The following is a 24,683-nucleotide window of genomic DNA, read 5'->3' as shown; positions in this document are numbered from 1 at the left end:
GTGCAAAAGCACCGCTGCCCGAAGCCGGGCAGCGGTGGGCAGGAGGAAATTAAGGGGAGGGGGCGGTGACCAGCAGCTGGCGCCGGTTGCGGCGGGCAGCCACCAGAAACGCCACGGCGGCGATGGCCAGGACCGACGGGAGCATGCACGACCACAACGTGTTTTCGCTGCGTGCCGATTCCAGGGTGTTCAGCTCGGTGACGGCCGCGGTTACATGGTCCTCCGGGACCGACCAGCCGCCGTCACCCACCACGGCAATGGTGCGGGGGCTGGCCAGGCCGCCGCCGCTGAGGGTCAGCGCAGTGCCCTCGTCATTGACGGCATCAACCAGAGTGTCCCCGGCCAGCCACACGGTGATGGCGCCCTTGTGCTTCCAACTGGCGTCGAAGGGGCCGGGGTTGGCGGAGGCGCTGATGCCAACGGGGATGCGCCCGCCATTGAGTTCCACCAGGGCCGCCACCGAGAGCTCGGCGGGCTCGGCCGTGCTGGAGCTGGCGGAATCCCCGCCAACGGCCGTATAGGCGGAGAGGGTGCGGCCGGCATGTGATTCGGTGCCATGGCCGGTCAGGGCGTAGCTGTTGCTGTGCCCGTCGGTCGCGGTGACGATGAGTGTCTTGCCGCCGCCCGTGGCCGCGGCGGCGTTTGCACCGGCAGCCACCGCGGCCTCATCCGAGGCGAGGCGAAGCGTCACCGCAGCCTCGCCGGAAGAAGTGAGGGCCGGCGTCGTGCCTGAGGAAAGTGTTGCGGCAGGAATGGCCAGCGGGGCGGCAATGGCCAGCGCCACGGCAGCCGTGGCCAGGGCGCCGGCGGCGGCGAACTGCACGCGGGGGAGTGCTGCCGGGGTGGGCTTGGCGCGGCGCGGCCACAGGATGAAGGCGAGCATGGGGACCAGGTAGAGGGCCCAGCCGAGCAGTTCCACCACGCGGGGGTCGTTGGGGATGCCGAAGACGCCGGTGAGAATGGCGGCGCGGGCACTGCCGTTGGGGGCCAGCCAGGCGAGGCTGATGGTGGTGTCCTGGCCGACGTTGAGCCAGCCGGCCTCGTGGGCGGTGCGCAGGGATTTCATGACCAGCCCGGCGGCGACGAACATCAGGAACACGCCGGTGGCCTGGAAGAACTTGGCCAGGTTGAGCTTGATGGCGCCGCGGAAGAGCAGGAAGCCGATGCCGGAGGCCACCGCCAGGCCCAGCACCGCGCCGGTGCCGGCGGCCAGGGGGCTCAGTGAAGACTGGAAGGCGGCCACCATGAAGACGGCGGTTTCCACGCCTTCGCGCAAGACCGCCAGGAATGCCATGACCGCCAGGGCCATGACCGAACCGCCCTTGAGTGCGGATCCGGCGTGCTGTTCCAGCGTGGATTTCATGTTGCGGGAGTTTTTGCTCATCCACAGGATCATGAACGTCACGATGATGACCGCGGCGGCGCCAATGACGGTTTCCATGGCTTCTTGCTGCTGCTGGGGGAGCGCGGCGGAGACGATTTCCAAGGTGATGCCCACCAGGGCGCTGACCAGCACGGCGGCGCCCACACCGAGCCACATGGGCTTGAGTGAGATGGTGTTGCGGCGCAGGAAAGCGGCGATCATGCCCACTATCAGTGCGGCTTCCAGGCCTTCGCGAAGGCCAATCACCAATGTTGCCAGCACCCAGATACTCCGGTGGTTTCGATAATTAACGGCTGGAGTTTGCTCCGGCCAAAGAAAGGCTACCCTTCCATGGCGTTAATTTCATAATTAGGGCAGTGATCTGTTGCCTAATGTTTCGGCCCGGGGCGGGATCGTGGAGGTGCATCCCGCCGGCTGACGGCAAGAAGTTTGCAGTAGTCCGCAAAGCTACGTGCTGCCACGGATGAAGTGTTGCAGCGGCAGGTTCATCATGGAAAAAGTACCGACCCAAAAAAGCAAGGAGCGTTGTAGTGCGCAAGTTATTCGCGGTGCTGTCCATCCTGCTCACCACCGCGGTGCTTCTGCAGTTCTACCTCGCCGCAGTGGGCGTCTTCAGCAACCCGGAGGACGAACTGTTTATCCTCCACGCCATGAACGGCCGCTTCGTCCTCCCGTTGCTGGCGCTGTTGCTCATCATCTCGGCGGCGCTGGCCCACGCCGGCAAGCGGCTCATCTGGCTGAGCGTACTGCCGCTGGTTCTGGTGCTGTTTCAAACGGTGCTGTTCATCCTGACAGGCACCATCTTCAACGTGGGTCCGCCGTCCGAAGGTGAAGCCATCAGCATTCCCTTGGCCGCAACCTTCATGCTGGCATTCCACGCGGTCAACGGAGCCGTAATCTTCTTCACCTGCACAGTGCTGATCCGGCGCTCGTGGAAGCTGGCATTCGGTGCCCAAACAGTGCCCGTCACGAACCCCGACGACGCCGTTCCAGCCAGGTCCATGGACGCGCCCACCGGATCCGTTGAAGAGGTGCGTCGAGTCCCATGAGCGTGACCGCGCTGCTCGCAGCGGACCTCATCGCTGCCGTGGCCACGGTGGCGGTGTGGCTCGGCGCGGCGGTGCTGGCAGTGGGGCAGCTGGGTGGCGCAAACAGTGCGAAGGCTCGATGGGGCCTGGGCGTCAACGCCGCTGGCATTGCCGCTCTGGCCGCGCTGTGGTGGATGGCGTCCCTGCTTGCCCGGCACGGTTGGTGGTTCGTGCAGGAAAAAATTTCCTTTGCCCTGCCAATCCTGAGTATCCACGCAGCCATTGCGACAGTTCTGGCCGCTGGCCCGCTCACCAAGGCGGCAACTGGACGACGCGTCGCCGGTCTGCCGCTTCTGGTGCCTGTGGCGTACATCGGCGCTGCGGCAGCTGCCATTGCAGGAATCATCGCCAGGCTGGTTGTGGGCTATCCGCTTGAATCAGCCCCGGCAGTGGTGCCGTATCTGCTGGTCCTGTTGGCAACGGCACTGAGTTGGCTGATCTTGGCGCATGTCGGACGACGCGCCGTTGGCAGCTTGGCTGGGTTCACTGCGTTCGTGCTGATCGGTTCTCTCACCTTTGTCTGGCTGGGGCCGGCATCGGAACCTGGGGTCCTCGCCGGAGGGCACGGGCATGCCGGGACGGTGCATGGGGCCCAACCTTCGCTGGCGGGCACTGCCGCGCAGGTGCCCCTGACCGACCTTCCCGCGGACTTGTCCGGGCTGACGGGGCGGCACCGGCAATTTACGCTCACGGCTGCCAGGCAGCGCCTGACCCTGAGCGGTGGTGTTGCCGCGGACGCGTGGACCTATGGTTCTGTCCCCGGGCCTGAACTGCGCGTGTTCCAAGGGGACCGGGTGTCAGTGGCCTTGCACAACACCGATATTTCCGAAGGCGTGACGATCCACTGGCATGGCTATGACGTGCCGAACAAGATGGATGGTGTGGCCGCAGTGACGCAGAATGCCGTCCTGCCGGGCGAAACATTCACCTATGACTTTGTTGCCCGGGATGCGGGAAGTTACTGGTACCACACCCACCAGGTTTCCTCCGACGGTGTGCGGCGGGGGCTCTACGGCATGTTCATCGTCCTGCCGCGTGATGGCATCGCCGAGTCACTTGACCTAAGTGTGCCGGTCCATACCTTTCGACGGGCCGTGGTGTTTGGCTCCTCGGATGCGGCCCAGAACCACAGTGTTCCGATTGGCACGCCTGTGAGGCTGCGGGTGGCCAACACCGACCAGCAGCCCCATCGCCTGCGACTGACGGGCAGCCCCTACCGGGTTGTTGCCGTTGACGGCCATGATGTCATGGATCCAACGGACATCGCGGGTCAGCCTTTGCGCCTGCCTGCGGGCGGCCGAGTCGACCTTGCCCTGAGGATGCCGGAGGCCCCCGTATCGCTGCGGACCGATTCCGCGAAGGCGGTGTCACTGAACCTGCTCCCCGTGGGAGTCACAGCGGCGCCGTCAGTGAGCCCACCGAGGAGCCTTGCGAGCCAGGCCATGGATGCCGCAGCACTGCCCGACGTCGATCTCCTGCGCTATGGCCGTCCGACTCCGGCAGCACAACCCCGCGGCACGAGCGTGGTGGAGGCGACGATGGTGCTGGACCGGCTGCCGCGACTGATGGATGGCTTGCCCGGCTTCGGCTACACCGTCAATGGATCCGTCTACCCGCACATTCCCGGCATCGAGGTCACGACGGGGCAGGTGGTGCGGCTGACGGTGGCCAACCGGGGGTGGGAAACCCATCCCATGGACGTTCATGGGCACCATGTGCTGGTGCTGGCCCGCAATGGTGTCCCAGCCATAGGATCGCCGCTGTGGCTCGACACGTTTGATGTGCAGCCCGGCGAGGTCTGGGAGGTGGCGCTGGTGGCAGACAACCCCGGGGTGTGGATGGACACTGCCACAATCTGAAGCACGCCGCCAACGGCATGATGATGGTGCTGAAATACAAGGGAGTAACAACCCCCTTCAATCACGGTGGGCCGCATGGCAACAAGCCCGAATAGGGGTGCCAGGCGACCCGGCCATGGTGCGGGAGTAGAGTTTCACCAGTTCCAGAGGAGTGAAATCATGATGAATTATGCGCTGATGTACCGCTTGGGCCTGACCCCGTGGGAGCGCTACGGCGAACGCAGCCGCGAGCAAATCGTCGGTATTCTCGAGCGTGAGAAGCCACGCCGTCATGGACGCGCCCTTGATATCGGTTGTGGCCGCGGAAAATTCACCCCTGTCCTGGCCCGCATCGGCTGGGATGCCACCGGGCTCGACTATGTTCCGGCGGCCATTGCGGCGGCCAAACACGACGCCGGCCCAGGCAGAGGGAACGTTCCGCGCTACGTCGTGGGCGACGCGACGACGCTCAGCACCCAAGGCCTGGGCACCTTCGATCTCTTCGTGGACATCGGCTGCATTCAGGGGTTCAATCCAGGGCAGCGCCAACTCGTGGGCCATGAGGTCACCGCCAGTGCGAATCCCGGGGCGCGGTTGCTGATGCTGGCGTTTGGTCCGTCGCGCTTTCAGGGCTCCATCGGCGGCGTGGCCAGGGAAGACATCGAGACCGCGTTCCCGCGATGGAGCGTCTCGCCCGTCGAAGAAGCGTCGCCGACCGGGCTTGGCTGGCCCATGAACCGGACGGCCCCGATGTGGTACCGGCTCGAACTCGACGGCGGCTGAGAGTTCAAGGCCCCTCAGGCCGGTCGCTTCACCAAATGTGGTCCGGCGCGTCCAGCACGGTGGTGCCCGGATGCGCCGGAGTCCACTGGTCAAACGGCCGGTCAAGGGTGTAGCGGTCGCCGGTCTTCAGCAGTGTGCGGGTCTCGGCGTTCTCCGGGTTGTTCAACGACTCAAAATACTCCACCGACCAGTGGAACCAGCGCATGCAAAACAGCCGCATCGTCAGCCCGTGCGTCACAAACAGCGCATTCGGGGCGTAGCCGGGCTTGGCCCACTGCCGGAACAGCGTCTCCATGAAGCTCGACACCCTGTCATAGACGTCCGAGCCCGATTCGCCCTCCCGGAAGCGGTAGAAAAAGTGCCCGTACGCGTTGCGCAGTTCCTTCTGGTCCGCGATCTCCGCCGGGTTCTGGAAGTTCGCCCAGTCCTGCTCCCGCAGCCGCGGCTCCTCCATCGTGGTCTCGACCAGGTCGCCCAGCGCCATCGCCTCCAGCGTCTGGTACGCACGCAGGTACGGCGAAACGTAGACGCGCACCTTCTGCCCGTCCAGCTGCCGCCGCACCCTCTCGCCGGCCGCCTTCGCCTGCGCCACGCCCAGCTCGGTGAGCGGGATCCGGTAGTCGGGAATCCGGTTGTAAATGGTCTGGTCAACGTTCGCGGCCGACTGCCCGTGCCGCACCATGATGATCTGTCGAGGCGCTCCCATGGCACGAGCCTATTCCCCACGCCCTCCCAAACCTCGCAGGCTCGGCCCGGGGCCCTCGGGCGTGTGGGCCCACCCACGCAGTCCCAATCCCCGCTGGCTCGGCCCGGGGCCCTCGGCGTGTAGGCATCACGCGTGCCATCCCCGCTGGCGGGGCACATGCGATTTCCAGCCGGGGACGGCATGATGGGGACCATGAATGATCCCGTTCCCGCCCATTCCAAGCACGACGGCGCACCTTCCGTCCCTGCCCCGGCCTCCCCGGGTGCCGGGCCGGCCCGGGCAGCCGGCGTCGTGCCGCCAACAGCGCAAGGCGGGGGAGCCGCCGTCGAACTCCAAGACTGGGGAGGCAGGTCTCGGCGGCGGCTGATTTTTGAGGTGCTGCTGGTGCTGGGTCTGTCGCTGGGGAAGTCAGCCGTGTATTCGGTGGTGTCGCTGCTGGACAAGATGAGCCAGGCCCCGATCGCGCAGGGAACCTCCACATTGAATGCGGTGCAGAACAGCCGGGAAGTGTTTGATTTTACCTACCAGGTGCTGGGCATCTTCTTTTCGCTGGTGCCCGTGCTGCTGGTGTTTTACCTGCTGGCCGAGCCGGGGAAATCCGTGTTCCGCAAGATCGGGCTGGATTGGCGGCATCCGGTGCGCGACGGGCTGGGGGCGTTGGGGCTGCTGGTCATTATTGGCGTGCCGTCGCTGGGCCTGTATGCGGCCGGGCGGGCGCTGGGCATCACCACGGAGATCATTCCCAGCGCCCTAGACCAGTATTGGTGGACCGTACCGGTGCTGGTGCTCTCGGCGGTCCGGGCGGGCGTGTTGGAAGAGGTCATCCTCAACGGCTACCTTCTGGGGCGCCTGCAGAAGATTGGCCTGGGCTGGTGGAGCGCGATTTTTCTGGCGGCAGTGCTGCGCGGCAGCTACCACGCCTACCAGGGGTTCGGGCCGTTCGTCGGCAACTTTGCCATGGGGCTGCTGTTCGGCTGGGTGTACAAGAAATGGGGCCGGGTGGCGCCGCTGGTGGTGGCGCACGCGCTCGTGGACATTGCCGCGTTCACGCTGGGCCCGGCGCTGGGCTTCGGCGGCTGAGCCCGGGCACACCGGCGCAGTGTCGAGTTCCGCGTTCGACTTTGCGTATGCGCACGCTTGCACCCCCAACTTTGCGCAGCCATCATGGTGGCGCAAGCCCAGTACCCCAACTCGGCGCATACCCAAAGTGCCAGTGTTGGCCGGGGCGGCGTGGGGCCGGATTCGACTTTGCGTATGCGCACGCTTGCACCCCCAACTTTGCGCAGGCATCATGGTGGCGCAAGCCCAGTACCCCAACTCGGCGCATACCCAAAGTGGGCCGGACGTCGTCGGATGCAAAAGCTGGGGGATGCAAAAGCCCAGGTGACACCAAAACGGCGGCACGCACCTTCCGAAAGGTGCGTGCCGCCGTCGTGCAAGGAAAAGGTGAGGGCTCCGGGGCTAGATCGTGACCCGGCCCTGGGCCGTTTCAAACGTCACGGACATGATGCCCGGGGTGCCGCGCGGGGCGATCCACTCCACGGCCACGTCGTCCAGCGGCGCCTCGACCGGCTCGCCCAGCCATTCGGTGACGCGCTCGGCGCTGCCGGCGATGGTCAGCGACGACAGCCGAACCGACGACGGCCGTGCCTGGGACGGGTGCAGGGCGGGGTCGCCCTCCCACTTGAGCATGTAGGGCACCTGGGGATCGGCGATCAGGCCCTTGATGCCGATCTGCTGCCAGATCAGTTCCTGGCCGTCGGGGAACTTGCGGTTGCCCGGCACTGCGCTGCGGCCCAGGCGCTCCTCGAACGGGACCAGGTCGTCAACGGCGACGCACCAGCCCATCCATCCGCCGCCGGCAGCAGACCGCGCCTTGACGGCCTGGCCAAACGGCGCCTTGTCGGAGGCAGGGTGGTCCAGGCACTCGACAATTTCCACATAGTGGTGGTCCGTGAGGGGGATGATCATGTTGCGGGTTCCGAAGCGCGGATGGATTCCGCCCTTCACCGCCTTGACCCCCAAGGCACTCGCGATTCGCTCCGCGGTGGCAGCCAATCCGTCTGATTCACTCGCATAAGAAACATGGTCCATTCGCATGACTTCATCTTGGCACTTTGACGCAGATCACTCGACTTAGTGTGCCCTAAGCCGCATGGGACGTCCGATCTCCTGCGTGCAGGATGTCGGTGCCGTGGGGCAGAATTGAAGCGTGACTGAGACTTCCGCACCCTTGACCCTGCCCACCGCCGCTGCACAGGCCGAGCGCATCATCAACACCATCGCCGCCGAGCTGGGCGTGCGCCCCGCCCAAGTCCGCGCCGCCATTGGGCTGATGGACGACGGCGCCAGCGTCCCCTTTATTGCCCGGTACAGGAAGGAAGCCACGGGGACCCTGGACGATGCACAGCTCCGTGATCTCGAGGAGAGGCTGCGCTACCTGCGCGAGCTCGAGGCCCGCCGGTTGGTGGTGCTGGAAACCATCCACGGGCTCGGCAAGCTGACGGATGCGCTGCGCCGTTCGGTGGAGGCCGCCGCCACCAAGTCGGAGCTGGAGGACTTGTACCTTCCCTACAAGTCCACGCGCAAGACGAAGGCGGATGCCGCCCGCGAGGCCGGGCTCGAGCCGCTGCTCGATGCGCTGTTGTCGGACCCGTCCAAGTTCCCCGCCGTGGAGGCGGACTCCTTCATTGACGCCGGCCGCGGCGTGGCCAGCGCCGACGACGCTTTGGCCGGCGCCCGTGCCATCCTCATTGAGCGGGCCGGCCAGGACGCGGTGCTCGTGGGCGAGCTGCGAGAGCGGCTCTGGAAGACGGGCAGGCTCCGTTCCGCCGTCAAGACCGGCAAGGACAACGAGGGCGAGAAGTTCAAGGACTACTTTGATTTTGCCCAGCCGCCGCACACACTGCCCAGCCACCGCGTTCTGGCCCTGCTCCGCGGCGAAAAGGAGGGGATGCTGACACTGGACCTGGCGGAAGCCGACACCCGTGACGCTGATGCCCAGGCCCAGGCGCGTGCCGCCTATGAAGGTGCCGTGGCCCACTCACTGGGGATCACCGAGTCCGGCCGTGCCGCCGACACCTGGCTCATGACCAGCGCCCGGCTGGCTTGGCGCACCCGCATCCTGACCCGCCTGTCCGTGGACCTGCGCGTGCGGCTGTTCCAGAGCGCCGAAGAGGAATCGGTACGGGTTTTCGCCGCCAACCTCCGGGACGTGCTGCTGGCCGCACCGGCAGGAAACCGCGCCACCCTGGGCCTGGACCCGGGCCTGCGCACCGGCACGAAGGTGGCCGTCGTGGACGGCACCGGCAAGGTTGCCGCCACCGACACCATTTACCCGCACGCCCCGGCCCGGAAGTGGAACGAGTCCCTCTCCACGCTGGTCCGGCTGGCCCAAAAGCACAACGTTGAGCTGATTGCCATCGGCAACGGCACCGCCAGCCGCGAAACTGACAAGCTGGCCGCGGAGCTGGTGGCCGAGCTCAAGCGCCAGAACCCGGAGAGCAAGGTCAGCAAGCTCGTGGTCTCCGAGGCCGGTGCCTCCGTCTACTCCGCCTCGGCGCTTGCCGGCGCCGAACTGCCCGGCATGGACGTGTCCCTGCGCGGCGCCGTCTCCATCGCCCGCCGCCTGCAGGACCCCCTGGCCGAACTGGTCAAGATCGAACCCAAGTCCATTGGCGTGGGCCAGTACCAGCACGACCTCACGCCCGCCAAGCTCGACCGCTCCCTCGATGCCGTAGTGGAGGACTGTGTCAATGCCGTGGGCGTGGACCTGAACACGGCCTCGCCCGCGCTCCTGGCGAGGGTGGCCGGCGTCGGGCCCCTCCTGAGCGAAAACATTGTGGCCCACCGCAATGAAAACGGCCCGTTCACCAAGCGCCGCGAACTGCTGAAGGTGGCGCGGCTCGGCCCCAAGGCCTTCGAGCAGTGCGCAGGGTTCCTGCGGATCACCGGGGGAGCGGAGCCGCTCGACGCCTCGAGCGTGCACCCCGAGGCGTACGGCGTGGCCCGCAAGATCCTCGTTGCGGCGGGTGCCAAGCCGGCTGAAGTCGCTGGCGGCGTTTCGGCCGTGGCCTCCGTCAACCCGGCCGACTTTGTGGACGGCGACTTCGGCCTGCCCACCGTCACGGACATCATCGCGGAGCTGCAAAAGCCCGGCCGCGACCCCCGCCCCCGCTTCGAGACCGCCACATTCACCGACGGCATCGAGAAGATCACCGACCTGCGCCCCGGCATGATCCTCGAGGGCACCGTTTCCAATGTGGCCGCTTTCGGCGCCTTCGTTGACATTGGCGTGCACCAGGACGGGCTCGTCCACGTCTCCGCCATGAGCCACTCGTTCGTCTCCGACCCCCATACTGTGGTCAAGTCCGGCCAGGTGGTGCGCGTGAAGGTCCTCGAGGTGGAGCCGGAGCGCAAGCGCATTTCGCTCACCCTGCGCCTCGATGACGAGGCCGGCCAGCCTTCAGGCGGGAAGTCCGACGCCGGCTCCCGCGGTTCCGGGCGCCCCTCGCCCCAGGGCGGGGGTGCTGAAGGGCGCGGACGCGGGCAGGGTGCGCGCGGTGCCGGGCAGGGCGGAGGTCGGGGACAGGGCCAAGGCGCCGGCGGCCAGGGGCAACGTCGGGGCCAGGGCCAGGGCCAGGGCCAAGAGGCCGTCCGCCCCTCGCGCGAATCCGCCCCGGCTCCCGCCAACACCGCCATGGCCGAGGCGCTGCGCCGGGCGGGGCTGGGGAAGTAGCGTCGCGGTGCCGGGCGGGGACCGCAGCGGGCCTTCGAGCGGTGGCCTCCCGGCGATTCACGCGGTGGCGGTTGTTCCATGGCGCCGGGTGCCGGAAGGTGGGGCCGGCATCCCGGGCCGCGACCGCCATCGAGAGCCGGGCGCCCAAGTACTGTTTGCCGCCAGCGTCCGCTGAAAACCCGCACCATGCCGCCACCAACCATGCCGCGGGGCAGATATTGCGAACCGCCAGGGTTGCACAGGGGGCGGATCGCAACATCTGCCCCCTCGTCGGCACTGCAGTTCTCGAGACGATGAAAATGGCCCTGTCGTCGCTTCGAATCTACAGATACGGCCCCTAAACGAGCTCCCCAATGAGCCGCCAAACGAGCCCCCGGACGACCGCATTGCAGGCCTTGTCTATGTTGTCGCGGACGTCCGGAAACCTTGTCTGTGTTGTCGCGGACGGCTAGGGGCCTTTTCTGTGGCCTCGGCGGCGCCGGCCGTTAGGCTTCACCGTGACCCGTGACCTCTGGCGTCGGCAGCAATCCGGGGGCGTCGACGACCACGGCGGCAGGTGCGGATTCGCTGGTACGGAGCCATCCGGCGTCGTTCATGAATCATTTATTCGCCATATGCCATTTCTGGGTTGGAATTTCAAGCAGAAGTTCGCTAGAAGTCATAAAGTCGTCACAATCTTGCAAGCGCGCAAAGTTTCTTCCAGACTGGTTGCAGGTCATGAGTGTCAGCGAACAGCCCCGGCTAGCTGACCGGCAACCCTCCTTCCGCGGTGGGGTGCCCCGGGTGAAGACCAGGCGCCGGACCAACCGGTCACGGCGCAAGCGCGGGCCATTCGCACCTTGACCCTCCACGCACCACGCGCGGGAGGCTCACAGTTGCAGGCCTCTAGTGTTAAGGAAACAGCCATGAGCAACGGTTGGTCATTTGAAACCCGTCAGATCCACGTAGGCCAGGAGCCGGACGTCACCACTGGTGCACGGTCGCTGCCCATCTACCAGACGACATCGTTCGTGTTCCCGTCGGCCGAGAGCGCCGCCGCCCGCTTTGCCCTGGCGGAGCTGGAGCCCATCTACACCCGCCTGGGCAACCCCACCACGGCTGTCGTGGAAGACCGCATTGCCAACCTCGAAGGCGGTGTCGGTGCGCTCATGCTCGCATCCGGGCAGGCCGCAACCACGTTCGCAATCTTGAACATTGCCGGCGCCGGCGACCACATCGTCTCCAGCCCCAGCGTCTACGGCGGCACGTTCAACCTGCTGGCCCACTCGTTGAAGAAGCTGGGCATCGAGGTCACGTTTGTCTCCGATCCCGACAACCTGGATGAATGGCGTGCAGCCGTGCGCCCCAACACCAAGGCGTTTTTCGGCGAGACAGTCTCCAACCCGCGCCAGGACGTGCTGGACCTGGAAAACATCAGCGCCATCGCCCACGAGGCCGGCGTGCCGCTGATCGTGGACAACACCCTCGCCACCCCGTACCTGATCCGCCCCATCGAGTGGGGTGCCGACATCGTCATCCACTCCGCCACCAAGTACCTGGGCGGGCACGGCAACGCCATTGGCGGCGTCATTGTGGACAGCGGCAACTTCGACTTCGCCGCCAACCCGGAGAAGTTCCCCGGATTCAACACCCCCGACGAGACCTACAACGGACTGGTCTACGCCCGCGACCTCGGCGTGGGCTGCGCACTGGGCGCAAACCTGGCCTACATCCTCAAGGCCCGCGTACAGCTGCTGCGCGACCTCGGTTCCGCCATTTCACCGTTCAACGCCTTCCTGATCGCCCAGGGCATCGAGACGCTGAGCCTGCGCGTGGAACGCCACGTCAGCAACGCCGTGGCGGTCGCCGAGTGGCTGGAGGCCAACGAAAACGTTGAGGCTGTCGCCTACTCCGGCATCCCCTCGAGCCCGTGGTTCGAACGCGGCCGCAAGTACGGTCCCCACGGCACCGGCGCAGTCATCGCCTTTGACATCAAGGGCGGCGCCGAAGCCGGCAAGCGCTTCGTTGACGGACTGGAACTGCACTCGCATGTGGCCAACCTGGGCGACGTCCGCTCGCTGGTCATCCACCCGGCTTCCACCACGCACGCACAGCTCTCACCCGAGCAGCAGCTGGCGGCGGGTGTGCGCCCGGGCCTGGTTCGGCTGTCGGTGGGACTGGAAAACGTCGCGGACATCATCGCGGACCTGGAAGCCGGATTCCGCGCAGCCAAATCAGCGTAAGCCACGTGAATCCAGTGATTCCGACGGCTGTGGAGCGCAAAGTGTTGTCCCCTGAAACCGACGCCGGCACGGCAAAGCCCGCGGCCGCCTGGTCCACCTCTGTGGGCCTGGGCGGCGGCGTGCTGCGCTCAATCCACATCGGTGAACTGCCGCTGGAGGCCGGGGGCGCGCTGCCCTCCGTCACCATGGCCTTCGAATGCTGGGGCACCCTCAATGAGGCCGGCGACAATGCAGTCCTCATCCAGCATGCCCTGACCGGCAGCACCCACGTCAGCCGCGGCGACTCCGAAGAAGACGGGTGGTGGGAGGGTCTCGTGGGCCCGGGCGAGGTCATCGACACCGACAAGTTCTTTGTGGTGTGCGCCAACATGCTCGGCGGCTGCTACGGCACCACCGGCCCTTCCAGCGTCGCCGCTGACGGGCGCCCCTACGGCTCCCGCTTCCCGTTTGTCACCATCCGCGACTCGGTCGAGGCGGAGGCGCGACTGGCCGACCGCCTCGGCATCAGCTCCTGGTACGCCGTCATTGGCGGTTCTATGGGCGGGGCGCGGGCCCTCGAATGGGCTGCAAGCCACCCTGACCGGGTGCGGAGGTGCGCCGTCGTCGCTTCCTGTGCCGCCAGCACGGCCGAGCAGATCGCCTTTGCCCAGGCACAGGTGCTCGCCATCCGCCAGGATCCCAACTTTGCCGGCGGGGACTATTACGACGGCGCACCTCCCACCTTGGGCTTGGGGCTGGCCCGTCGCATTGCCCACATCACCTACCGTTCAGAGGAGGAGATGGGCGGGCGCTTCGGCCGCGACGCGCAGGATGGCGCCACCATCAGCCATGGCCGGCTGGAGGCCCCCGGGGATTCCCGTTACAAGGTGGAGAGCTACCTGGACCACCAGGCCCACAAACTGGTGGGACGATTCGACGCCAACAGCTATATTGCCATCACCGAGGCGCTCATGAGCCACGATGTTGCCCGCGGCCGGGGCACCCTGGAGGAAGCCCTCGCCGAGACGGCGGGTGTGGAATTTGTGGTTGCCGCCGTCAACAGCGACCGGCTGTACTTCCCGGCACAGTCCGAGGAGCTGGCGGCCGCGCTGCCCGGCCAGGTGCCCGTGGCGCGGATCGATTCACCCATCGGCCACGATGGTTTCCTGACGGAGGTCGCAGCCGTGGGAGGGCTGCTCAAGGAGTCGTTCTTCCGGGATTGAAGCACGCCGCCGTCATAAGGGACGTCACTCAAAAAACCCGCCCCGGGGAGCTCCGGGGCGGGTTTTTTGATGCCATGTCGCGGCTCGAGGCTGGGCTTGTCAATGGCCCGGCCCCAGCCTCGGCGTCTTCAAGAACTTCTGGCTAGAACTTCTTGAAGATGCCCTCGCGGTACGCCGCATACTGGTCGGCGTCGACCTGGCCTGCACGGCGCGCCGCGTCGAGGGCATCCAGCTGGCGTTTGAGCTCGGCCTCGGCCTGCATCCGTTCGTTCAGGTATCCCGTGGTCTGGTGGCCGTGAGAACTGTCGTAGCCCTTCAGCGGCACACCGTTGAGCAGTGTTCCCACGTAAGGAGCGGTGCCGCCCTGGTGGGCCGTCCCCGTTTGTTGCGGGAGCTTGGCCTGCGGATGCTGGTGGGCGGGTGCGGCCAAGTGGGGGTTCGCCTGCTCCGCCCGCCTCTTGCGCGCGGACGCCCGGAAGAAGGAAATGAACAGGCCCGCGGCAATGATGATGAATATGAAGTACGGCGGCAGGCTGAATGAGGAAGGCGACGACGCGGCGACACTTCCCGCAGCCAGCGGCACAAGCACAACGGTCACAAGGCACCTCTTTCAGGTAGGGCGCGCGGTGGGCGTGCCTCCTTCCATCCTAGTCGCCCGGTCCGGCTGCGGCCCGGCCCGGCAGGAACCATGGGCCCGGTCCGGCGGCCAGTAATCGCAATTCGCGGTGGGAACTATGGGCCCGGCGCCAACCACTGGCAAGGCCCGGCGGCACCTACAGGCCAAGCGCAGCGGCATGCACCGACGTCGTGAGTTCCCGGGGTGACGGCTAGGCCTCCGGCGGGCCGAACACCGGGCCGGGGGTGGGGCGCTTGGCAGAGACGCCGTCGCCGGAAGACTGGTGGCGGATACGGCGCAGCACCCACGGGACCAGGAATTCACGGGCCCAGACCAGGTCCTCGGCGCGGGCGGCCTGCCACTTCTGCGGCGGCAGCGGCGTGGCGTCCATGGGAGTGAGGGAGTGGCGGACGTTGAGCGCGTGCAGCACCATCATGGCGATGGTGTGGTGGCCCAGCGGGGAGAAGTGCAGTCGGTCCTCATCCCACATCTGCGGGTCGGTGAGCTGGCGCAGGGACCACATGTCGCCCACGATCGCGTCATGCCGGGCTGCAATGGTGCGCAGGTTCTCGTTGTAGATGGCCACGCGGCCGCGGATCAGTCCCAGCACGGGGGTGTCGCGGATGTCGGGGCCGTTGAGGATGATGACGTTTGCGCCGGCTGCCGTCATGCGCCCGACGGCCGCGTCGAGCTGTTCCGCGAGGGCGTCGGGGTCTGATCCGGGGCGGATGAGGTCGTTGCCGCCCGCGGAGATGCTGATCAGGTCCGGCTTCAGGGCCAGTGCCGGTTCCAGTTGTTCGGCCAGGATGGGCGCGAGGAGGCGGCCGCGGATGGCGAGGTTGGCGTACTTGAAGTCGTTGCTGCCAAGGCTCAGCTGTTCGGCAACACGGTCCGCCCAGCCGCGGTGGCCACCGGGGCTGGAGGGCTCGGGGTCGCCGATTCCTTCGGTAAATGAGTCGCCCATGGCGACATATCGGGTCCAGGGATGCTGCAACAAAGTATCATTCACGCTATACATACTGCCCGGTAACATCCCGGGTGCGCCAGCCCAACGTGCCAGATTCCACACAGTTTCTGCCGATTTTTTTGGGCCGGGCGCACCGCATGGAAAGATGTGGGCATGAGTGAAACCCCGACAGTCCTTTGGTCCCGCCCCGAAACTGGGCGGCCCGGGACGCCGCTCCTGGTGATTTTCCACGGCTATGGCGCTGACGAGGAGGACCTGTTTTCGCTGGCCGGCCAGCTCCCGCCCGAGTTCACCGTGGCCTCTGTCCGGGCGCCGCTGCAGGCCGGGCCCGGCTACGCGTGGTTCCCGTTGCGCAACGACCTCAGCTATTCGGTGACGGCAGTGACCGAGGCCGCGACCGCCGTCGAACGCTGGCTGGACAGCGTCCGCGAAGGCCACACCTCCGTGACGCTGCTGGGCTTCTCGCAGGGCATGTGCATGGCCACATCGCTGCTGCGCCACCGCCCCGCCGACTACGCCGCCGTGGTGGGCCTGTCCGGATTTGTAGTGGACGCCGAGGGGGATCCGTTCTTCGACGACGACGCCGTCGCCGCGCTGAAGCCGGAGATTTTCTGGGGCCGCGACCAGGCCGACCCTGTCATTCCGCAGACCGCCGTTGAGGCCACCAACACCTGGATGCACGGCCACGCCTCGCTCACCAAGGTGCTCTACACAGGCATTTGGCACGGCATCAACGCCCAGGAAATTGGGCACGTGGGCGAGTTCCTGCAGTACAAGGTGCTCAACGCTGCGCAGGCTGCCAAGTAGCCTTCTGCCAAATTAAGTACGACGGCGGGCACCTCCAAGGGTGCCCGCCGTCGCCTTTAGCATGTGGTCATGTCCGGGACGTCAGGCCCCGGTGGTGATGCGGACTGTTTCGCCGTTGACCGTGACGGTGTCCCCGTGGTGGAGCTGGCGGCCGCGGCGCTCGTCGATTTCGCCGTTGACCTTCACCAGGCCGTTCCTGATGAGGTCGGTGGCTTCAACGCCGTCCTCGACCAGGCTGGCAAGCTTGAGCAGCTGGCCCAGGCGGATCATGTCGTCGCGGATGGGGATGTCAATGATCTCGTGTGAACTCATGGGTTAATTGTGCCGCATCGCGTGCGCTTTGGTTTACGGGTCGTCCAGGCTGTGAACACAGGAGAGAACACGGCCGACCTGCAGGGCCCCGGGCCGGCAAGCCACGAGGGGTGCACTCGGCCGTTTCCGGAGCAGCCCACGCCTGGTTCAGCGGGTGCATGGCCCCCGCGGCAGGTTGGCAGACGCCAGCCGCTGCGGACCCAAGGTCAAATGGCACCCTTTGCGCCTTGTCATGTGAAGTTACGCGGCGACATCTTGCGCCGCCCGCGATAACGTGGCAGCAGGTCTCATCCAACAGTCTTGAAGGGAAAATGCCATGTCGGAGGCAAGCATCATTGTCAGTGGATACACCGAAGAAGGGTACGGCTCAGGCCCCGGGATGGTGCGCTTTGCCATGGCTGCCGACGGACTGCTGGGGGAGAAGTTGGCAACAGCCTCCGCCGTCCTGAACCCGTCCTTTGTGGCCGATGGCGGCACGGTTGTGCTTGCTGTGGAAGAATCGGGCAGCGGCAGTGTCGTTGCCCTCGATCCCGATTCGCTGGCGGTCGAAGGGCGTGCCGCGAGCGGTGCAGACAGCTGCCATGTGGCCCTTGTGGGCGCCGACGTTTGGGCGGCAAACTACACAGATGGCACGGCATCCATCACGCCGCTTGCCGCACTGCTGGGCGGTGCTGCCCCGCAGGAGCCGGAAACAGTCTCCCACCCGGGCAGCGGCCCGGTGGCGGACCGGCAGGGTGAATCCCACGCCCACCAGGTCACTGCCACAACGTGGGGCACTGTCCTGGTGGCGGACCTGGGATCCGACCGTGTCGACGAGTATTCCGCCAGCTCCCGTGTTCGGCTGGGCTCGGCCGAACTCCCGCCGGGTACCGGACCCCGCCACGTGGCCCTCAAGGACGGATTCATGCTGGTGGCCGGCGAGCTCGACGGACATCTCCACGTGCTTCAGCGCGCCGGCCTCGACGGAGGCACGTTCTGGCACTGGCTCTTCAAGGTTCCACTGGCCGAGAGCAGCGGGGCAGTGGCAGCGGCAGAGCAGTTCTACCCCTCCCACATCCAGCTGTCCGACGACGGGACACTGCTGTATTCGGCCGTCCGCGGGCCGAACACGCTCGTGGTCCTGGACGTTTCCGGGTTGAACGTTTCCGAAGGTGCCGACACGGCTCCGACGCCGCCGCGATTCGTGGCGGAGGTGCCCAGCGGCGGCAACTGGCCGCGTCACTTTGCGCTCTCGGCTGCCGGCGGTGACAACGGAATGCTGTACGTGGCCAACCAGCTGTCCAGCGATGTGACCGTATTCGAACTGGATCAGAACGGCATCCCAGGTGCGGCACCAGTGCAGACGATTGAGTTCGGAAGTCCGGCCTGCATCTTGATTCGCCCGTAGCCAGCCGGTGAACGGGGCGGCCCCGGCACCTGCCTCAGATCAGTGCTCCGTGGCCATTCCGGGACGGCCGCGATGGCACAGCCGCTAGTTGCGGTGCTTCCGCGGCTTGTCGGCTTGGCTTTCCCGCACCGGCTCGCGGTAAATCGTGAGTGATTTCTGGATGAGCTTCTTGAGCCATTTTGGGTAGTGCGGCGGATTTGGGTCCCCCGCGGGAGGTGGCTGCACTCGGCCGCTGGGCATGGTCCAGGCGACGCCGCCGTTCTCGGTGACCTTTGGTGTCCAGCCACGGATGGAAATGCGCTGTCGTTCCGGTTCGTCGATGGCGCGTCGCTTTCCGTGGCGATCCTTGTCGTCCTTGAGGTGCTTTGTTAAATGATGTTTCCGGCAGGCACCCTTAAGGTTGGCCAGTGTTGAGGCTCCGCCGAACTCGAAGGCGCGGAGGTGGTCAAGATCGAGGTCCATGACGGGATTTGTACAGTTTGGCATGTAGCAGCCGCCTCCCAGCGCCTGGAGCACGGTCTTTTCCGCGGCACGCAGCGTGTACCGCTGTGGCTCCAGGGGCAGTGCCTCACCAGTGAGCGGGTCGGTCAATACGCGAAGGAACGTGGAAGTGTTGCCCAGCAGCTTCCGTGCCAGCTCCACGGACATCGGCCCGCCCTGGGGCCCGACCAATTCTGCCGGCTCATCGGTGATGCCGAGCAGGGACAGGAACGGGACCGTGACGATGCCCAGGATTTCGGGCATCGGTGGATCAGCCAGGGCCTTGAAGCGGGCGAGGTCTTCCAATTGCTGCAGGTATTCGGCCTGGGGGTGCTCGGGAATGCCGTCGACAACGTTGCCGACAAGCCCTGACCCGTCGCCGACCAGCTCGCCTTCCACCGGGATATCACCGTCAGGCTCGGGGCCGCGGCCTCTCGTGCCGGCCGTGCCAGGAGAGTTGTCAGGGCTTGGCTGCGTGCCGGATGAGGGCAGGATTGTCCCCTCGAGCAGGACGTCGCCACCTGCCGGGCCGCCTGCCGTTGCCGTGGAAGAGCCCTGTCGGGTCATTGAAGTGTCTTGTTGGTCGCCGGGGGAGCCGGTGCGGCCTCCGGCTCGGTCCAGTTCCCACGGCGGGGTGTCATATTGCCCGACAACAGTCACGCCGAAGCCCATGGGGCCTCCCGCTACTGGTCCATTGTCAACGTATCCGTCCTGGTGGTTGGCCGACGGTTTGGGCGTTTCCTGGCCAACGGGTGATCCTGGCCAGTGCCCGGGAGGAGGTGCGGAACCGTTGGCCGCCGCAGCAGGGTCAGGTCCTGCCGTGGAGCGATTGCCGGGACCCTCCGTATACGAAGTGCCGGTGCCTGCCGTGGAGGACTTGTCGGTGCCCGACGCGGCAGCGGGAAGGTCCTGTCCCAGGAGGAGCATGGCGGCGATGTCGGCCCGCAGCTGGCCCAGGGTCCGCGTTTCACGGCAGTCCTTGCCCGAACCGGAGGCATCGGCAGCCTGCTGGGCGCGGTTGGCTTCTGCCTTGATGGCCCGGGCCAGACGCGTGAGGCGCGTGTAAATTGCCGACCCGCTGACAGAGGGCAGGTAAAACGTCAGCCACGACATGCCGTCCTTGCCCGGCTCGCAATGGACACTGCGGTTGCGGAAGGCTTCCTTGGTGCGGGTGGCCATGGTCTCCGGGTGCATCTTCTCGCGCGCCCGCCGCGCCTTCCTGGTGAAGCAGGGTCCTGTGGTGTTCTCTGCCAGCACTAGGAGCCGGGCCTCAAGCGCGGTGGCATCCTCGGCTGTGGTCGTGCGCGTCTCCCGCAACGTTCGAATCTCGTTGTGGATGACGGTGGCGTGGCGCCATGACAGTTTTCCGGCTTCGAGGGCCTCCATTACGTCGGGATGGTCCTCAACCAATAATTGGCTGTGATACTCCAACTCAGAGGCTGCCAACTCGGTGATGCACAACGTCAACGCCATCTCTGAGACCGTGGATGATGCGTTGACCCCACTCTGCCAGCGGTCAAGCGAGAGAATTTCAGCTTCGACCGAGGCTGCTCCGACGGCGCGTGCCACAAAACGGGCCTTGAGGGCGGCAACCGCTGCTTCTATGTGCCTGATTTGGCCGAGCCCCTCCATCGAGGAATCGTAGGCGTCGCGCGCAACAGACAGCTGGGTTACGGGGAGCGGATCGGGGATGGGGTTGTCCGGCAACTTCGGCAGGCCGGCCAGCTCAAGATTGTCAGACCCAAAGGGTTCAATGGAAACACGAGCAATCGCAGCCAGGATGGGAGCCACATCGTGTGTGGCCCCTTCGCCCCGATTTCCGGGGATGCGCTCCCGAGTACTCATGGAACAAGTCTAGTTTCTTCGTGATTGACCTGCAATAGATTCTAGAATAAACTTTCTAATATTGCTCGTGTGGGATCTTCCGAAGCCATGGAGCAGCTGCGGAAGGAGGTGGTCATGTCGGTCCCAGCCGGGCCACCGGCCCAAGCCGGCGAAATAGCGCAGGCCGGGTGCCGGCGTCGTGCCTCAAGGGCGTCAGGCTGCTCACAATGGTGCCTGCAGGCGGGGCGCAATTGCCGCCAAGGCGCCGCCCAAAGGTAAGCTTGGGCGCGGGACGGACCGCACCCAGCGGCCTCGTAATTAATAGGAGTAAACAGTGGCGCCTCAGTCCAAGCTTGACCAGGTCATTTCACTCGCGAAACGTCGCGGCTTTGTTTTTCAGGCCGGTGAGATTTACGGCGGCACGCGGTCGGCCTGGGATTACGGCCCCCTCGGCGTTGAGCTGAAGGAAAACATCAAGCGCGAATGGTGGCAGTCATTTGTGCGCGGCCGTGAGGACATGGTGGGGCTGGACTCCTCCATCATCCTGCCCAAGGCTGTCTGGGAAGCGTCAGGCCACGTTGCCACGTTCACCGACCCGCTGGTCGAGTGCACCCAGTGCCACAAGCGCCACCGCCAGGACCACCTCATCGAGGGGTTTGTGGCGAAGAAGAAGCGCGAGCCGCAGGACGGCATGTCTGAGATTGTGTGCCCAGACTGCGGCACCAAGGGCCAGTGGACCGAACCGCAGATGTTCTCCGGCCTGATCAAGACCTACCTCGGCCCTGTCGACAACGAAACCGGCCTGGCCTTCCTGCGCCCGGAAACCGCCCAGGGCATCTTCGTGAACTTCAACAACGTGCTGACCACCAGCCGCAAGAAGCCCCCGTTCGGCATCGGCCAGATCGGCAAGGCGTTCCGCAACGAAATCACGCCCGGAAACTTCATCTTCCGCACGCGCGAGTTTGAGCAGATGGAAATCGAGTTCTTTGTGCCCGGCGAAGACGCCGACAAGTGGTTCAAGGAATGGGTCGAGCTGTGCTGGGACTGGTTCGTTGACCTGGGCATCAACCCGGAGAACATGCGCCGCTTTGACGTCCCCGACGAAGAGCGCGCGCACTACTCCGCCGGCACCATCGACTTTGAATACAAGTTTGAGTTCAAGGGTTCCGAGTGGGGCGAGCTCATGGGCGTTGCCAACCGCACCGACTACGACCTGTCTTCGCACACCAAGGGCTCCGGCACGGACCTGAGCTACTTCAACCAGGCCACGGGCGAGCGCTTCACCCCCTACGTCATTGAGCCGTCCTTCGGCCTCACCCGTTCCATGATGGCGTTCCTGGTTGACGCCTACGTGGAGGACGAGGCCCCCAACGCCAAGGGCGGTGTTGACAAGCGCACCGTCCTGAAGCTGGATCCGCGCCTGGCCCCCGTCAAGGCCGCGGTCCTGCCGCTGAGCCGCAACGAGGAGCTTTCCCCGAAGGCCAAGGAGCTCGCCAACACGCTGCGCAAGCACTGGAACATCGAGTTCGACGACGCCGGCGCGATCGGCCGCCGCTACCGCCGCCAGGATGAGATTGGCACGCCGTTCTGCATCACCGTGGACTTCGACACGCTCGAGGACAACGCCGTGACCATCCGCGAACGCGACACCATGAGCCAGGAGCGCGTGCCCCTGGACCAGGTGCAGGCATACCTGGCCACCCGCCTCCTGGGTGCCTAGGCATGGCTGAACTGACTTACCGGCCGTGGCGCGACGGCGATGACCTGACTCTCCTGGAGATTTGGGGTGACGCCGACTCCGCCGCGGCCGGGCAGTTCCGAGCCGCGCTGGCGCCGGAATCTGATGCCAACCCGTGGCGGCGCACCATCGTCGCCGAGGACCAGGGCATCCCGGTCGCGGCCGGCGTTGTGTACTCCACCAAGCTGCACCCGGCACGCCTCTGGGCCTACGTCGAGGTTGCCAGGGACCACCGGCGTGCAGGCGTCGGCGCCACCCTGCTCACCATGCTCCGCCGCGAGGCTGACGGGGCACTGGCTGCCGGATTGGTAAGCACGACGGCGTTGCGCACCAAGGTTGCCCCCGGCACCTCGGGCGCTGGCTTTGCCGAGGCGATGGGGTTGGCTGTGCTGCAGCGCAACCGTGTGGTTGAGGTTGGCCCCGGTGCGCTGAAGCTGCCCGTTTTTGGCAGCGGCACCGAAGAGGAGGCCACGGCCCGCGTGCAGGACCTGGCCACGGGGTCGGTTGAGTTGACCGACGTTGTGGGCCGCTACTACGAGTCCGTGAACCGGTGGGACCCCACCGGCCCGCTGACACCGGGCCTCGTGCAGCGCATGTTCCTGGACGACCTCACCGGCGCCCATGGCGCCCTGGTGCTGCGGGCCGAGCCCGCCAGCGCGTTTGGCGCGGATGTCGCCCCTTCCAAGAAGGGCAGGATCCAGGCGTTCGCACTGAGCTACTCGCAGGGCAGCATCGAATCCACGGAAGAGGTTGCTGCCGCAGCCTCCGAGGTGTTCCTCGGCGTGGAACCGGCGCTGGAACGCGACGAGGCGGTGCAGGCCGTCTACGACCTCCTGGCCCTCATCACGCACCAGTACCCGGTCCTGCTGGAACTGGACGATTCCATGGAAGCCCTCTCCGCCGTCGTCAATCCCATGATCTCCGTGGGTGCAGCCAAGGTCAGTGGCACCGAAACGCTGGTCCTGGGGGAGTAAGGCGCGGGTGCGGGTGGGCTGGACTCCCTCGCGGGCAGTAAGATTTCCTCTGTCGCTGCGCGGCCTTGCTAAGAGATTTCCGCGGGTTCCCCGCTGGGCTTGCGAAGCGAGGGAAGGAAATCACGCCATCCCCGCTCCGGGAGCCCAGCCCAGCCGCCGCCGAACACCACCACACGAAGGACTGATCGCAGCCCATGGGCCACTCGCATTCGCACGTTGACGAATCCACGCTGACCCGTCCGGAGCTGCGCCGCCGCAAGGCCGCGCGCCGGCGGGCCGTGGTGCTGCTGAGCTGGATCCTGGCGCCTGTGGCAGTGTTGACGATGGTCGCGATGCTGGTCATGTGGCCCCACGCAGACAACACGCCGGAACCGGCCGGCAACCCCTACGCCGCCGCGCCCGGGGCCACCATCAACTCCGGCAAGGTGCTCCGCACCGCCACGGAAGACTGCTCCCTGAATGCCGGCGGCACCGCAGGCACCGAATGTTTCATCGCCTACACGGAACTGCCTGGCATGGCGGAAGTGCCGGTGCTCATCAGCCCCGACATCGTGCAAACCCGCGGGGTCAACGCCGGTGAAACCATCCGGTACCTGAACCTGTCGGGCTTGGCTGCCGTCACGGGTGCGGAGCACACCGGCCCCGTGTACATCTTCATGGACTTCGTTCGCACCCTGCCCATGGGCCTGCTGGCGGTGCTGTACGCGCTGGTCGTCGTGGCTGTTGCACGGTGGCGGGGGCTGCGCGCCATCGTGGGGCTGGTCGGCGCGTTTGCGGTGCTGGCCTGGTTCATTCTGCCGGCCCTCGCGCAGGGACAGCCGCCGCTGCTCGTGGCGCTGGTGGGATCCTCCGCCATCATGTTTGGAGTGCTGTACTTTGCCCACGGCTTCTCGGCCCGCACCTCCACCGCCCTGTTGGGCACCCTGTTCGGGCTGCTCGTCACCGCGGGCCTGGCAGCGTGGGCGGTGGATGCCGCGGCCCTGACCGGGACCAGCGGCGACTACGGCTACCAGCTCCTGAACCTGACACAGGGCATGTCCCTGTCCGGCATGATCCTGTGCGGACTGGTCATTTCCGGGCTGGGCGTGCTCAACGACGTCACGATCACGCAGTCCTCGGCCGTGTGGGAACTGCATGAGATGGCCCCGCACACCAGCACGCGCGAGCTGTTCACCTCGGCCATGCGGATCGGCCGCGACCACATTGCCTCCACCGTCTACACCATCGCGTTCGCCTATGCCGGCAGCGCCCTGCCCGTGCTGCTCATGGTCTCCCTGTACGACCAGCCCCTCCTATCGGCCCTGACCGGCGCGGAGCTGGCGGAGGAAATCGTCCGCATCCTTGTCGGCTCCATCGGACTGGTGCTGGCCATCCCGGTCACCACGGCGGTGGCCGTCGCCGTGGTCAAGGCAACGGGCCGGCCGGGCCGGGGACCGCAGGCCGCCCTGGCTGCGGAAGACGCAGCCGCCAGGGCCCCGGAACGGCTGTAGCCGGAACACCTGGCGCCGGACGTGCCGGACACCTGTGCCCCCTTTGGGCAGGCACGACGGCGGGACCGTCCGTTCCGGCGTCAGTTCCGTTGCGCTGACCATCGCCTTGCGCCAATGAGTTGCGCTG

General features: G+C 66.3%; 19 protein-coding genes and 1 riboswitch. Of the genes, 12 read left to right on the top strand and 7 right to left on the bottom strand.

The window, feature by feature from the left end; all coding sequences use genetic code 11:
- Window positions 1–49: 49 nt before the first annotated feature.
- Window positions 50–1,645 carry an iron uptake transporter permease EfeU gene (gene efeU / locus JOF48_RS00980; protein ID WP_209676479.1) on the bottom strand — a complete coding sequence of 532 codons (1,596 nt, stop codon included), beginning with the start codon at window positions 1,643–1,645 and terminating at the stop codon, window positions 50–52.
- 269 nt (window positions 1,646–1,914) lie between these two features.
- Between efeU and JOF48_RS00975 the strand changes: the two genes are divergently transcribed.
- From JOF48_RS00975 to JOF48_RS00965, 3 genes are all read left to right on the top strand, one after another.
- Window positions 1,915–2,433, top strand: a complete 519-nt coding sequence (locus tag JOF48_RS00975; protein WP_209676478.1) for a DUF6220 domain-containing protein — start codon at window positions 1,915–1,917, stop codon at window positions 2,431–2,433.
- Window positions 2,430–4,331 (top strand): multicopper oxidase family protein, encoded by a 1,902-nt coding sequence (locus JOF48_RS00970; RefSeq protein ID WP_209676477.1) that lies wholly within the window; start codon window positions 2,430–2,432, stop codon window positions 4,329–4,331. Before JOF48_RS00975 ends, JOF48_RS00970 begins: the two co-directional genes overlap by 4 nt.
- Window positions 4,332–4,490: 159 nt before the next feature.
- Entirely contained in the window at window positions 4,491–5,093 is a 603-nt protein-coding gene (locus JOF48_RS00965; RefSeq protein WP_209676476.1) for a class I SAM-dependent methyltransferase, read from the top strand.
- A 28-nt stretch (window positions 5,094–5,121) separates the two neighbouring features.
- Here JOF48_RS00965 and JOF48_RS00960 read toward each other — a convergent pair whose 3' ends face one another.
- The gene (locus tag JOF48_RS00960; RefSeq protein WP_245346352.1) at window positions 5,122–5,799 is read right to left on the bottom strand and encodes a histidine phosphatase family protein; all 678 of its coding nucleotides are present in this window, start codon (window positions 5,797–5,799) and stop codon (window positions 5,122–5,124) included.
- A 192-nt stretch (window positions 5,800–5,991) separates the two neighbouring features.
- On the opposite strand from JOF48_RS00960, the gene JOF48_RS00955 reads away from it, so the two are divergent.
- The gene (locus JOF48_RS00955; protein WP_209676475.1) at window positions 5,992–6,879 is read left to right on the top strand and encodes a CPBP family intramembrane glutamic endopeptidase; all 888 of its coding nucleotides are present in this window, start codon (window positions 5,992–5,994) and stop codon (window positions 6,877–6,879) included.
- Between the two features lie 381 nt (window positions 6,880–7,260).
- Here the strand turns inward: JOF48_RS00955 and JOF48_RS00950 are convergent, their stop codons facing one another.
- Entirely contained in the window at window positions 7,261–7,899 is a 639-nt protein-coding gene (locus tag JOF48_RS00950; protein ID WP_209676474.1) for a VOC family protein, read from the bottom strand.
- 133 nt (window positions 7,900–8,032) lie between these two features.
- On the opposite strand from JOF48_RS00950, the gene JOF48_RS00945 reads away from it, so the two are divergent.
- The 3 genes from JOF48_RS00945 (at window position 8,033) to metX (ending at window position 13,961) form a co-directional block, all read left to right on the top strand.
- Window positions 8,033–10,537, top strand: coding sequence for a Tex family protein (locus JOF48_RS00945; protein WP_245346655.1), 2,505 nt, complete (start codon window positions 8,033–8,035; stop codon window positions 10,535–10,537).
- A gap of 713 nt (window positions 10,538–11,250) precedes the next feature.
- A riboswitch (SAM riboswitch) is annotated at window positions 11,251–11,367 on the top strand.
- Between the two features lie 75 nt (window positions 11,368–11,442).
- Entirely contained in the window at window positions 11,443–12,759 is a 1,317-nt protein-coding gene (locus tag JOF48_RS00940) for a bifunctional o-acetylhomoserine/o-acetylserine sulfhydrylase (protein ID WP_209676472.1), read from the top strand.
- Between the two features lie 101 nt (window positions 12,760–12,860).
- Complete coding sequence (gene metX / locus JOF48_RS00935) at window positions 12,861–13,961, top strand: homoserine O-acetyltransferase MetX (protein ID WP_342591319.1); 1,101 nt, start codon at window positions 12,861–12,863, stop codon at window positions 13,959–13,961.
- A gap of 142 nt (window positions 13,962–14,103) precedes the next feature.
- Here the strand turns inward: metX and JOF48_RS00930 are convergent, their stop codons facing one another.
- Window positions 14,104–14,559 carry a hypothetical protein gene (locus JOF48_RS00930; RefSeq protein ID WP_209676471.1) on the bottom strand — a complete coding sequence of 152 codons (456 nt, stop codon included), beginning with the start codon at window positions 14,557–14,559 and terminating at the stop codon, window positions 14,104–14,106.
- 229 nt (window positions 14,560–14,788) lie between these two features.
- Window positions 14,789–15,595 (bottom strand): SGNH/GDSL hydrolase family protein, encoded by an 807-nt coding sequence (locus JOF48_RS00925; protein ID WP_245346351.1) that lies wholly within the window; start codon window positions 15,593–15,595, stop codon window positions 14,789–14,791.
- 102 nt (window positions 15,596–15,697) lie between these two features.
- Between JOF48_RS00925 and JOF48_RS00920 the strand changes: the two genes are divergently transcribed.
- Entirely contained in the window at window positions 15,698–16,351 is a 654-nt protein-coding gene (locus JOF48_RS00920) for an alpha/beta hydrolase (RefSeq protein ID WP_209676468.1), read from the top strand.
- Between the two features lie 81 nt (window positions 16,352–16,432).
- Here the strand turns inward: JOF48_RS00920 and JOF48_RS00915 are convergent, their stop codons facing one another.
- Window positions 16,433–16,663: an RNA-binding S4 domain-containing protein gene (locus JOF48_RS00915; protein ID WP_209676465.1), complete on the bottom strand. Its 231-nt coding sequence runs from the start codon at window positions 16,661–16,663 to the stop codon at window positions 16,433–16,435.
- 316 nt (window positions 16,664–16,979) lie between these two features.
- Between JOF48_RS00915 and JOF48_RS00910 the strand changes: the two genes are divergently transcribed.
- Entirely contained in the window at window positions 16,980–18,050 is a 1,071-nt protein-coding gene (locus tag JOF48_RS00910; protein ID WP_209676463.1) for a lactonase family protein, read from the top strand.
- A gap of 84 nt (window positions 18,051–18,134) precedes the next feature.
- Here the strand turns inward: JOF48_RS00910 and JOF48_RS00905 are convergent, their stop codons facing one another.
- The gene (locus JOF48_RS00905; protein WP_209676461.1) at window positions 18,135–20,375 is read right to left on the bottom strand and encodes a DUF222 domain-containing protein; all 2,241 of its coding nucleotides are present in this window, start codon (window positions 20,373–20,375) and stop codon (window positions 18,135–18,137) included.
- A gap of 313 nt (window positions 20,376–20,688) precedes the next feature.
- Between JOF48_RS00905 and JOF48_RS00900 the strand changes: the two genes are divergently transcribed.
- The 3 genes from JOF48_RS00900 (at window position 20,689) to JOF48_RS00890 (ending at window position 24,556) form a co-directional block, all read left to right on the top strand.
- Complete coding sequence (locus JOF48_RS00900) at window positions 20,689–22,074, top strand: glycine--tRNA ligase (protein WP_209676459.1); 1,386 nt, start codon at window positions 20,689–20,691, stop codon at window positions 22,072–22,074.
- A 2-nt stretch (window positions 22,075–22,076) separates the two neighbouring features.
- Window positions 22,077–23,066, top strand: coding sequence for a GNAT family N-acetyltransferase (locus JOF48_RS00895; protein WP_209676457.1), 990 nt, complete (start codon window positions 22,077–22,079; stop codon window positions 23,064–23,066).
- Window positions 23,067–23,260: 194 nt separating this feature from the next.
- Window positions 23,261–24,556, top strand: coding sequence for a YibE/F family protein (locus JOF48_RS00890; RefSeq protein ID WP_209676455.1), 1,296 nt, complete (start codon window positions 23,261–23,263; stop codon window positions 24,554–24,556).
- Window positions 24,557–24,683 lie beyond the last annotated feature (127 nt).

Origin of the sequence: Arthrobacter stackebrandtii, assembly GCF_017876675.1 — a bacterium.
In the GTDB taxonomy this organism is placed as follows: Bacteria; Actinomycetota; Actinomycetes; order Actinomycetales; family Micrococcaceae; genus Specibacter; species Specibacter stackebrandtii.
The sequence above is the reverse complement of the archived record's forward strand: the minus strand, read 5'-3'. Positions and strand labels throughout refer to the sequence as shown.